Genomic DNA, 11,465 nt, shown 5'->3' with positions numbered 1-11,465 from the left:
AACCGATTCTATGAGTGAGACAAACATTCCTGCGCGAACAAATTCCCCTGTTAATACCGATACAAAACTGAAAACCCTGCTTAAAAAGATGCCGGGTTTCGTGGGCATATTGGCTGGGCCGGACCACGTTGTTGAATATGCCAATGATGCATACACGCAGTTTCTCGGCGGGCGTCAGCTTGTCGGGGTGAAGATCAAGAGTGCTTTTTCCCATTCGACAAATGAAGCCTTCTTTCAGGCACTGGATAAAGTGTACCGGTCGGGAGAGGTGTTTGAAGCCCGTAGTATGGCAGTGGCACTGGAGGGCGACGGCTACCAACGCTATGTTGATGTGGTGTGTCAGCCAATCACGGATGACCACGGAGGGATTGAAGGTGTATTCGTCACCGGCCATGAGGTCACCGACCACGTGGAAGCAGTCGCCAGAGCCAAGCGCAGTGAAGACGAATTGCGAACTCTGGCTGACGCCTTGCCCGTTCTCGTATCCTATATCGATGCTGACGAGCGGTACCAGTTCAACAACAAGATTTATGAGGACTGGTTTCCCAAGACGCGTGAGGAGATCCAGGGGCAAACCATCCGCAGCATCGTGGGGGAGGCTGCCTATAGCGCCGTGCGGCCCCAGATAGAACGTGTGCTTGCAGGGGAGCGGCTTCAGTTCGAGCAACTGATGCCGTACGAGAATGCCGAGCCTCGATACGTGCATGTTGAATATGTCCCTCGCGAAGCGAAGGGCGGCGGCATGCAGGGCTGGTACGCATTGGTACAGGATATTACCAAGACCAAGCTGCTGGAACAACAACGCGAGGATCTGACACGAGAACTGGCGCACCGCATCCGAAACACATTGACATTGGTGCAGTCCATCGTGTCCCAGTCGATGCGCCACGCGGAAACCTTGGATGCCGCCGGGGCTGCGATTTTTAGCCGGATTTCTGCGCTGGGACGGGCACAGGATGTTTTTCTGGAAAAGCACTCGGTCGCAGCGGATTTGGAGACGGTTGTCCGCGCGGCCATTGCGCCTCATTGCAATACCGATCAACAATTTTCAGTCGAGGGTCCAGCCGTTGCGATCGAACCCTCGCAAACGGTCGCTCTTTCCTTGGCGTTGCACGAGCTGGCGACCAATGCCGTGAAATACGGCGCTCTGTCGATGGAAAGCGGTACTGTCGCGATCGGGTGGCAGATCGGGCCGAAATCGGAGTTTACCTTCACCTGGTCGGAATCTGGTGGCCCCGCAGTAACGACCCCAACGCGGGTTGGCTTCGGTTCTCGCCTGATCGAGCGGATGGTCGCGCCGGCTTTTTATGGTGAAGCGGAACTGAAATTCGAAACGGCAGGCGTTCAATTTGAGCTGCATGGACAGCTGCACGTACCTGACGACAATGTCTGATGAGGCGTAATTATGTATCGCTTACGGCATGCCAGCGTCCGGGGCAGGGTTCCTCGATATTGATGCGGTCCGGGACGCAGCCCCCTAGGGAAGTTGTATCCCTGACGAATAATAATATTTAAGGGAACACTTATGAGGCGCTTTCTGTTTAGCCTCAAGCCGCTTCATTCCGGAGGCTGCACATTAAGATTGGTCCTAACCATGAAATCGCCACTGGTTGTCCTTGTCGTTGAAGACGAGCCCTTATTGAGAATGGATATCGCTTGTGATCTTGAACAACGCGGCATGGACGTTCTTGAAGCCGCAAACGCAAATGAAGCGCTAACAATCTTGCAAGAGAACCAGACTGTCGCGGCCCTTTTCACGGATATTGATATGCCTGGCAGTATGAACGGCCTGGGGCTCGCCGCCACTGTCCGAGATCGTTGGCCGCCCATCAAGATCATCGTCACGTCAGGTCATCGTCAGGTGAAGTCATCCCAGATGCCAAACGGAAGCCGCTTTTTTGGAAAGCCCTATAGCTCTGAAGAGGTAGCCAATGCGCTTCTCGAAATGAGCGCGTGAAAAGCGCACAGTTCATGGCAAAATGCAGGATCGCGACGGAAAGTGGTGCGGCGGTCGCAAACGAGGTGATGAGCAAGATTGGTGGGGCCACCAAGTCGGTGGTGGACGCTAGCTGCAGCGATTAGCATTTAGCCTCAGTGATCTCAGTGAAGAGCATGCGACTGGTGAAAACTGAGACCCAAGATACTTTAATGACAACAACTCGGCACGGTTCATCCATCGAGATGGAATGCGCGGCTTAGCCACTAAAAGCACCTTTCGCTTTCTGCGGCGATGCTGACGAAAGCGCTCGAAGCGCTAATTCAGCAGGCATGGGCCGACCTAGTAAGTAACCTTGACCTGCATCGCAGCCTAACGTTTTTAAAGCTGCGAGTTGACTGACTTCTTCAATTCCTTCCGCAGTTGTCGCAATGCTCAGCCCGTGGCCTAGAGCGATGATGGCTTTGACGATGCTGTTTTGCCTATCATCGGTTTCAAATTCCCGCACGAAGCTCTGGTCAATTTTAAGTCGATCAAATTTGAATTTCGACATTTGTGACAGGCTGGAATAACCTGTCCCGAAATCGTCGAGTGCGATCTTAATACCGAGATTTTGCAACTCATCAAGGATGAGAACCGCTGTTTCAGTATCACCAATGATTGCACTTTCGGTGATTTCGATCTCAAGCCTTGTTGGTGAGAAGCCTGTTTCGTTCAAAATATTGACGATGCGCAGAGCAATCAAACCATCAGATAATTGTGTCGGCGATAGATTGAAGGAAAGTCGAATATGCTGTGGCCAGCTCACCGCTTCGAGACATGCTTTTCGGAGCAGTTTTTCTGACAGCTCTGAGATAAGGCCTGCATCTTCCGCCAAAGGAATAAAAACAGACGGCGAGACCTCTTCGCCGGTCGGCAAATGCCATCGAGCGAGAACTTCAAAACCGTAAACATCGCCTGTCTTCAGATCGACCAATGGTTGATAGAAAGGGACGATTGCGTCGACCGACAGAGCATATCGCAGCTGGCGTTCGAATGTTGCTTTTGCTTTCGCGATGTCTCTCAGCTCTTCGCGAAAAATGGAAACCTGCTTGGAAGCGCTTTTTTTCGCGTCATACATTGCGATGTCGCCACACTGAAGAGCTTCTTCCAATGTCGAAACCTGCGAAGGATAGAGAACAACGCCAATGGATGTCCCCACTTCTGTAAACTTGCCGTCGATAAAAATGGGCTCTGTGAGTGTGCTTGCCAATTCAAGCGCGACTTGGCTGGCAACAGCGCCGTCTTTGTGTCTGGCAATCACGACAAATTCGTCGCCGGCCAGCCTGACAACGAGATCATCGGGAAAAAAGGACGTCAGTCGGTTTGATACAGTTTTGAGCAACTGATCCCCCGCCAGATGTCCATGCAAGTCATTCACTTTTTTGAAGCCATCAAGGTCCAGCGAATAAACAACGTACTTATCGCCTGTGGAGTTTTGCTTCTCCGCTAAATCAAATTTACGTACGAACTCGTTTAGCAACCGCCTATTTGGCAGTTCGGTCAATGGATCATAGTGGGAGAGCCAACTCACACTGGCTTCCGCAACTTCGCGTTTGGCGAGTTCGCCCTTGGCGTCGAGGTAGCGCCTTAGCGAAAAAATGAAGCCGCTGAATCCCAAAAGCGAAACCGCCATAATGAACTCATCAAGTTGCCAGTCTTCATGTCTTTCCATGACGCGAACAACATACTCAAAGGCATCAACCCAGCTCAGGAACAAGAATACCGCCAGGAATAAAATCCCTAAAACAATGGCGTCTAGTTTTGCTCTTGCTGATAACGATTGTGGCTGTCGGTTCATAAAATTTGGCCTGTCCGCAACTTTCAACTACATTAGCAACATTAGGATTTCTGCTTAAAAAAACAGTTAAGCTGTATCCTTATCGGTCGCGAAAAATCCTCCAAAAGATTTCAAGGAATCCCGATGTCCGGACCAGTCGCCATGGCGCTTGGCGCTTTTGCATTCGAGGCTCGTGGCTTCGGCTATGATGCACTGACACGACGGATCAATACGCCGTGGGCCGATCAGGAAGTCGTGCAGGGGCTGAACCAGCAGCAATGGACGGGTCCGACCTCGGAAGAGGTGACGATCCGGGGTGTGCTGTTTCCGGTGGAGTATGGCGGCATGGGCTCGCTGGACGGTATTATTGCGGCTGCCAATGCCGGACTGGCGCTGATGCTGGTGTCTGGAAGTGGTGCCCAAGGCGTGATCCATGGCTCCTTCACCGTTCAATCTGTCGATGAGGATCGAAGCCTCCATACGGCTGCCGGCATTCCCATGCGCAATGCCTATGCCATCATGCTGAAGCGTTACGGGCGATCTGCCGGCGTTTTAAGCTCGGTAATCTCCATTTTCCGGTGACTTTTATGACCACGACCTATCAGACCCGCGCGGGCGAGACTGTCGATCTTGCCTGCCTGCAGACCTATGGCCGCACACGCGATGTGACGGAAGCCGTGCTGGCCGCCAATCCGGGCCTTGCCGGACTTGGGCCGGTGTTGCCTGTCGGAACCGTGATCATCATGCCGGTTCTGATCGAGGACACGCCGCAGCGCAATCTCGTCAGCCTGTGGGACTAAGCCCATGAAGCCCTATGTGAAACTATCCGTCGACGGCAAACCTGTGGCAGGCGCTTTCTATGAGCGGCTGATTTCTGTCAGTGTGACGGACAAGGATGGCGAGAGTGCGGATACGATCGACATCGATATGAATGACGGACCGCCGGACTTTCTGGCGATCCCGCGCAAGGGTGCGGTGATCACTCTTGAGATGGGATATGAGGGTTTCGGCCTTCCTATGGTCGGTCGCTACACCGTCGACAAGGTCGCCTGCAAATGCCTGCCATACACCATGTCGATTTCCGGCAAGTCTGCGGATCTTCGCGCCGGCAAGCTGAAGGAAAGGCAGGAACGGCATTTTGACGATCAGACGCTCGGGCAGATCCTGGGCACGATCGCCAGGGAGAGCGGACTGACGCCGGCGGTTGATCCGGCGCTCGCCTCGATCCGCTATCCGTGGATTGGTCAGCAGGACGAAAGCAATATCCACTTTGCCCGCCGTCTGGCAGAGCGCAACAATGCGCTGTTCTCGATCAAGGGTGGACGCCTGGTCTTTGCCAGAAAGGGCAGCGGCAATTCTGCCGGGGGCAGCTTTCTCGGCACAGTCGTCATCACGCCGGATCGCATCATCAAGGGCTCATGCTCGTTCGAGGCCAATGACCGAACGCGATACAGCAAGGTCGTTGCCTATTATCAGGATGGAGAGCAGGCAGAGCGTCGCGAGATCGATGCGGATGCCGATGCGGACGGCGATAGCGTCTATCGCATTCCTGAACCTTTCTCCAGCGTGACAGAGGCAGATGAGGCAGCACAAGCCAAGGCCAAGGATCTCAAGCGCGGCGAGGGGGCATCGTCCGTCACCGTGGTCGGAGATCCGGCGATCTGTGCGGGTGCTCCACTCTTATTTGAGAATGTGAGGCCGGGCCTTGATGGCGTGCCCTACGTGATCGACCAGGTGGTGCATTCCTTCAGCAAGCAGCAGGGCCTGCACTCGCAGATCTCGGCCAAGCTCTATGACGGCAAGTCGGCAAAGGCCGGCGCAACAGATTCTGACGGCGCAGCGGGCGAAAGCTCAGATGCGTCAAGCGACAGCATTGCCCCCAATTCTCCGGCGGGAACGCCGGCGACACCCACGCTCTGGACTGCAGGGCGCAGATACGGATCGACCGACGCCAACTGAGGCGCAACTTCAAAAAAGGAAAAGGATATGATCGTCAATAACTGGCGGCGCGTTGTTGCGCTTTCTTTAAGCTTCTGGATGCAAGTGGCCGGCCTTGTCGTTCTCATCTTACCTGAGGTCCGGTTCTATTGGACGGGTGAGGATTCCGACCCTGTTTTAAGCTGGTGGCTGGGCGTTCTGCTTCTGCTCGCTGGCATTGGCGGACGTCTCTATGAGCAAGGCATGTCGAAGTGGCGAGAATGGCTGCGGATCGCTGGTGTCGGCGTCGTCATCTTCTTGCTGGCATTATTGCTAGCAGGCACGGTTCGCGCAGGCGCGCCAAGCGAGGAAGCCACGCTCAATGTGGCGGTTCCCTTTATTGCGCAGGAAGAGGGCGAGCGGCTTGAAGCCTATCTCGACATTGTCGGTGTGCCCACCATCTGCTCCGGCTCCACGCGGGGCGTGAAGCTCGGCATGAAGATGACGCGCCCGCAGTGCCGCGCCCTTCTGCGCTCCGAGGTGGCTGAGTATCGCACCAAACTGCACCGCTATTTTGTCCCGGCCACGATCAATTATCGCCTGACGCCAGAACGGGACACCGCCTACACGTCGCTGGCCTTCAATTGCGGGATTGGTGCGATCGGGAAAAGCTCTGCCACGCGCCGCCTGAATGGTGGTGACATTGCCGGTGGCTGCCAAGCTTTGACATGGTGGAACAAGGCGGGTGGCCGGGTGATCCGGGGGCTGGTGTCGCGCCGCACGCGTGAGCGTGCCTTGTGCATGCAGGGCCTGTGATGTTTTCCAATCTCTCCGACATCATCAAGATCCCGGCAGCGCTGCTGACCGGGATGGCAGTTTCGGCCTTGGTGCTGATCGTTGCCTATGAAGGCGTAAGCCTGCCGCTGGTGGGGCAGGTGATCAACGGTCGTGTGGCCAATGCTGTCGATTCTGCGACGGAAAGCACCGTCTCTAGCTTCGAGCTTCAGGCCGCAAAATCATCGCTTGAAGAAATGGAACGACAGCGCAATGCGACCGCGCAGGCGTTCGAGGAATATCGCCGCCGGCGCGATGCCGATGAACGGCTGGCCAAGGCCAGCGAAGACGCCAGAGAAAAGGAGCGAATGGCCTATGAAATACGTATTTCCATGGCAAAGCGTCAGTGCCGCCTTGATCGTGACGATCTTGACTTCCTGCTCTCCCAGCCTGATCGACCGGCTGAATGACGCCGCCCGAACGGTCGGCAGCAATGCGGTCACGCCGCAACGATCTGAGCAGCCGCAAGAGTGCCGTGAAGATCAGCCCCATGCGTCGATCAGAATGGGTGATGAAGCGCGCACAGTGCTGGATCGGGAGCGCAAAGCGCTCGATCGCGCCAATGAAAGCAAGCAACGATGCTACACGTTTAATGAGCAGCGCTGGGCGGGGCTCACCGTCAAAGGCGAATGAACCTCGCCGCAACAGACTTCAATCAGCAGACCGATATGCCGAGGGGGCTTCACGCTGGATGACCGAGAACAGACCTATGCAATTTCCGAAACGCGACCGCGACTTCAAATGGAATCTGAACACTATCATCCAGTTGGTAACGCTGGCTGTGATGCTCATAGGTGGCGTTACGGTGTGGGTGAACACTCAGCGCGATGTGAACGATCTGATTTCATGGAGGAATGGCCATGAGAGTTATCATAAGGAGCGGCTCAGGGAACTGAAGGTCGGTGATGCCCGGACCGAAGAGCGGTTTCGCGGGATAGAGGCCGATGTTCGCAAACTGACCTCGCAATCGGAGAACATGACCTATCGCCTGACGGTGGTTGAGCAATCTTCAGCGAATGTCGCGCAATCCATCAAGGAACTGCAGGCGCAGATGTCGCAATCTTCTGGGGACATCAAGGTGATCAAGGAGATCTTGCAGCGGATCGAAGCGGCACAGCGGGGTGGCTAGCTCCTACAATACAGTATTTTCCGTCCAAACCTTTCGCTTGCGGTAGCTTGATTTTAATGGATATTCTAAACGTAGAAGATGGTTGTCTGACTTTCTGCTAAAGAAGGCAGTCAAGCGAATATTCAGTCAGCGCTCCGAAATAAGTTTTGAAAGTTCCGATGTGCTGGCAAAACTTAGGATGCATTCCTCGTCGGGGGACTGGAAAGGGGTAGCGTTTGCTACATATGTTTTTCGGAGATTCCCACTCCCGCCAGTTCAAGCCGGGCAATGCGTGGGGGAATTTGTCTTTTACTAGCTTCTCTGGCGCATCGATAAAAGGTCTTAGGAACGAGAGCTCGAAGACACTTCATGCTGTGACAATCAGGAATTTGGCGGCGACGTCACCCGAAAAATCAATCTATCTCATGTTCGGGCAGGTGGACTTGGATTTTTCCATCTACCGAGAGGCGCTCAAGCCAGATTTTTCTCTCGATGAATTCATGAGGGAAAGGGTTCGCATATATGTAGAGTTTGTGCAGATACTTGCTGGATTTGAGCACGTTAGCCACATATCCATTTTGGCTCCACAGCCATCACCTATACCCGACGATCTTTTCTCGAAAGTGACTGCAGAACATGCGGAGTTGACCGTTGAACAAATGCTTTCTTTAGAAGGTCGGATTGACACGAGCGCAAAACAACGTATCGCCAGAACGATAGCATTCGCAGATCTTTTGGAAGTTTCTTTTCGCAATGTTCCGAAAACGTCGGTGTCCCGTATCGACAGCCAAATGGTCGATGAACAGGGTGGCTTACGGCGCGAATTTCTGCCTCGCAAAGCGACGGATCATCATAGCAACGCCCAGAAAACGTTGCCCCTTTGGCTTGATCACTTGGCGCAATATATCCCTTGGTTTGCCTATCAGAGAAAGCAGGGGTTGTTGAAATCGCGTAAGGCGCTTGTTGGCGTCAAGGCTGGTGGTTGGTGTTGGTTTCAGGACCGACGCTTGGTCTCGATCGGTGATCGGCTGGCGATTGCAACAGTTAGGGGCGGTGGGGGCCTCGATGTTGGTTCCGGCAGCATTTGCGTTACTTTCTTTAATCCAACTAATGGCAAAACTGATGATGTGGTCCTGATGTCTGGCCTGCGTATCAATGATCACAACACGCCGTCTTTGCTGAAAACGGGAGAAAGAGAGTTGATAGCCGCTTTCAGCGAGCATAACGGGCACGAGATATTCGTTCGCAGAATTCGCGTTTCCAAAGGCAAACCATATGTCGCGTCCGCATATTCCATCAAGCTGGACGCTCGCATTACTTATTGCAATCTCATTAAAATGGGAGAAGCGATCTACCTTTTTCACAGAGGAGAAGGCTGGAACCCGAACTTCTTGATGTCGAGCGATGCGGGGAAGAGTTTTCAATGTGGGGGCCGAATCCTTCGCTGGAGCGCCGATGGTTCGAAAGCGAAATCGACTGGAAAGAAGGGTGGCGGGCGTCCGTATGTTCAATATAGACAGGGGCCCGGGAATAAAGTTCATATCATATGCACTGAAGATCATCCTGCGGCTTATGCTACCAGTCTATACCACGGCGTTTTCATGCGAGGGAAGGTGTATCGGTCCGACGGCAAGAGGCTGTCTGGTTTTTGGCAGAAATCTGTTTCGCCCGAAGAACTCACATTGATATTTGAAGGGGATAAGGACAAAACCGCATTTCCATGCGACACGCAGTTAGGCTCGAATGGAACGATAGCTACGGTCTTCAGTGTTAAGGTCGACGGGGGGCCTGCATGTGGTCATGAAAAGGGGGGGGAAGGAGGTCGAGACCAGCGATATTTTTATGCGCGATGGGATGGGGCGAACTGGAAGACGACACAGATCGCGTTCGCAGGAACGTGCTTCACGGATGAGTTTCGTGAGTTTACAGGCCTTGCGTGCATAAACCCGCGAGACCTGAACGATATCGTCATCTCTTGCAATGTCGACCCGGAGAGCGGTGTTCCGCTCGGGACATATAAATTATTTCGCAAAAGTCTTGATAAAGCAGAAGGGTGGAAACAATTAACGGAGCCGCCAGAGGGGCAGTTAGACATTCGTCCTGTATTTGTTTGGCATCAGAAAACGCCACTAATTGCTTGGATGCGTGGGACGTATAGAGACTTCTTCAAGTATGACACGGCGATCATGTTGTGTCCTGGGACGGCCAGCAACGACCTATTCTAGCCGGGCTTAGCGGCGCTCCTTTAGTTTCAAGATGAATGCACAGATGATCGCGTATTCTGACCTATACAAGCAGGAGCTTGCAATTCAGAGCTCAGGTGGCCGTGGCGAGTTCGTGTGCTGCATCCATTGGCGTGTAAAGTGGGTTGCATTCTGCGACGCATCTGATGTGCCGATGGTTCCATCTTTCCCAATAATCCAAGCGTTCCGGGTTCATCGGTGCGCCTCTGCCAGTGCCGGTAATGGCATCGGTCATCAATGATCCAGGCCTGTGTGCCCCTAGAGAAAGGGGTTTTGAAATACGTTTTCCTGACCCTTTGCCGAATTCTAATCGCATTCGCGCCAAATACTCGCTATCCGCCCCGGAGCGAACACTTTCATAGAAGCCGAGCCTTTCAATGGCTACCGCCCGGCGCATAAGTGGCGACGCAGGGTTTAGACGCGTGAGTGGGTAGACTTGGCGGGCGTAAAACATGCCGTCATCCTGTAGGCGGACCCACTGAGAAGTCGTGAACATCAAACGTTTTGATTTCAACAACGGAATGACTTGCTGCTCAATTTTGCTTGGATGTGCCCAGTCATCAGAATCATGGCATGTTACAAATTCACCTTTGCAGATCTTCAGAGCCGCATTGCGCGCTGCATACGGCCCACTATTCTCTTTTAGTGCAATTAAATTGACCCGCATATCAGCCGCGGACAGTTCACTGACTATCGAGCGCGTGTTGTCGGAGCTGCAGTCGTCGGAGACGATGATTTCAATGTCCCGGTATGTCTGCGCCAGAAGCGACTCAATTGCGGCTTTGATCCTAGTTTCAGTGTTGTACGCCGGCACAATGACAGAGACGAGCGGCCCCCGTACAGAGCCAGGTCGGATAGCTGTGCGGATATTGCTAGCGGATATAGGTTTGTTGTTGTTGGCGCGTTCCACCGGAGCCAAGGCGTGGGCGGAAAAAAAACTGTTTAGAAATTGGTTTTTCAAAGCCTGATCGTCGCTCAAATTTGCTAGTATAAGCTGCTTTTCGGCGCTTAGACCTATATTGTTTTTAGGTGGAGCCTCATCTAAGAGCGCCGATGCCATATCCGGACGATTGGTGGCCAATAAAATTGATGCTTTTAGAATAGCGTTGGGTCGGGCGCATTTTGAGATGAGGGAAAGTGCAGTGTCTGGATTGTACTGGGCGATACTGATTGCCGCCGCTTCCAGTGCGCTGCCACGTAACAATCCACTGTCCGCGGCATCTAGCAGCAGTTGACTGCCCTTCTCGATAAAGCCGCAAGCCGCCAATGACACACCAATTGCCATGGCTTCTTGCGAGCAGGAAGGCCTTCTTGCGGCTTCGATGACCGACGCGTAGCAACCAAGCCGATAGTAGGCCCAAACGCATCGCGAGGCGAGAGCGGGGGCGTTGCGCTGCATCTCGGCAATCGCCGCGACATAATTCCCTGTTCGCAACAATACCTCGAATTTGAACCCTGTGGTAAATGCCATTCAACTGTCGCTCATAAGATCTGATAGAAAAACGCAGAATTGCCGTCCCAACGGAATTCCCCGGGGGAGGTTAAGGCTCGGCAGACAATTCGCGGCCAGCCTAGTCATATTTAAACGAAAGGCAAAGTTGGCGTCGT

11 protein-coding genes are annotated in these 11,465 nt (G+C 53.6%); 9 read left to right on the top strand and 2 right to left on the bottom strand.

All coding sequences use genetic code 11. The features are described 5' to 3' along the window. Positions 1–10 precede the first annotated feature (10 nt). Positions 11–1,393: a sensor histidine kinase gene (locus tag ACWPM9_RS11970; protein WP_484755297.1), complete on the top strand. Its 1,383-nt coding sequence runs from the start codon at positions 11–13 to the stop codon at positions 1,391–1,393. Positions 1,394–1,594: 201 nt separating this feature from the next. Continuing rightward, a complete protein-coding gene (locus tag ACWPM9_RS11965) occupies positions 1,595–1,957 on the top strand; it encodes a response regulator (protein WP_484755296.1) in 363 nt (120 codons plus the stop codon). 238 nt (positions 1,958–2,195) lie between these two features. On the opposite strand, the gene ACWPM9_RS11960 is transcribed toward ACWPM9_RS11965, so the two are convergent. After that, positions 2,196–3,776, bottom strand: a complete 1,581-nt coding sequence (locus ACWPM9_RS11960; protein ID WP_484755295.1) for a putative bifunctional diguanylate cyclase/phosphodiesterase — start codon at positions 3,774–3,776, stop codon at positions 2,196–2,198. Positions 3,777–3,899: 123 nt separating this feature from the next. On the opposite strand from ACWPM9_RS11960, the gene ACWPM9_RS11955 reads away from it, so the two are divergent. The 7 genes from ACWPM9_RS11955 to ACWPM9_RS11925 all read left to right on the top strand — a co-directional run bounded on the left by ACWPM9_RS11955 (position 3,900) and on the right by ACWPM9_RS11925 (position 9,839). After that, complete coding sequence (locus tag ACWPM9_RS11955; RefSeq protein ID WP_484755294.1) at positions 3,900–4,337, top strand: phage tail protein; 438 nt, start codon at positions 3,900–3,902, stop codon at positions 4,335–4,337. 5 nt (positions 4,338–4,342) lie between these two features. Further along, complete coding sequence (locus tag ACWPM9_RS11950) at positions 4,343–4,555, top strand: tail protein X (protein WP_484755293.1); 213 nt, start codon at positions 4,343–4,345, stop codon at positions 4,553–4,555. Positions 4,556–4,559: 4 nt separating this feature from the next. Beyond that, complete coding sequence (locus tag ACWPM9_RS11945) at positions 4,560–5,714, top strand: phage late control D family protein (RefSeq protein WP_484755292.1); 1,155 nt, start codon at positions 4,560–4,562, stop codon at positions 5,712–5,714. A 27-nt stretch (positions 5,715–5,741) separates the two neighbouring features. Next, positions 5,742–6,488, top strand: coding sequence for a lysozyme (locus tag ACWPM9_RS11940; RefSeq protein ID WP_484755291.1), 747 nt, complete (start codon positions 5,742–5,744; stop codon positions 6,486–6,488). Beyond that, positions 6,488–6,916 (top strand): hypothetical protein, encoded by a 429-nt coding sequence (locus tag ACWPM9_RS11935; protein ID WP_484755290.1) that lies wholly within the window; start codon positions 6,488–6,490, stop codon positions 6,914–6,916. Before ACWPM9_RS11940 ends, ACWPM9_RS11935 begins: the two co-directional genes overlap by 1 nt. Continuing rightward, positions 6,913–7,635 carry a hypothetical protein gene (locus ACWPM9_RS11930; protein ID WP_484755289.1) on the top strand — a complete coding sequence of 241 codons (723 nt, stop codon included), beginning with the start codon at positions 6,913–6,915 and terminating at the stop codon, positions 7,633–7,635. Before ACWPM9_RS11935 ends, ACWPM9_RS11930 begins: the two co-directional genes overlap by 4 nt. Before the next feature lie 224 nt (positions 7,636–7,859). Next, a complete protein-coding gene (locus ACWPM9_RS11925; protein WP_484755288.1) occupies positions 7,860–9,839 on the top strand; it encodes a BNR-4 repeat-containing protein in 1,980 nt (659 codons plus the stop codon). Positions 9,840–9,930: 91 nt separating this feature from the next. Here ACWPM9_RS11925 and ACWPM9_RS11920 read toward each other — a convergent pair whose 3' ends face one another. Continuing rightward, positions 9,931–11,328: a glycosyltransferase family 2 protein gene (locus ACWPM9_RS11920; protein WP_484755287.1), complete on the bottom strand. Its 1,398-nt coding sequence runs from the start codon at positions 11,326–11,328 to the stop codon at positions 9,931–9,933. Positions 11,329–11,465: the final 137 nt, after the last annotated feature.

This window comes from Agrobacterium sp. H141, assembly GCF_057158725.1.
The sequence above is the reverse complement of the archived record's forward strand: the minus strand, read 5'-3'. Positions and strand labels throughout refer to the sequence as shown.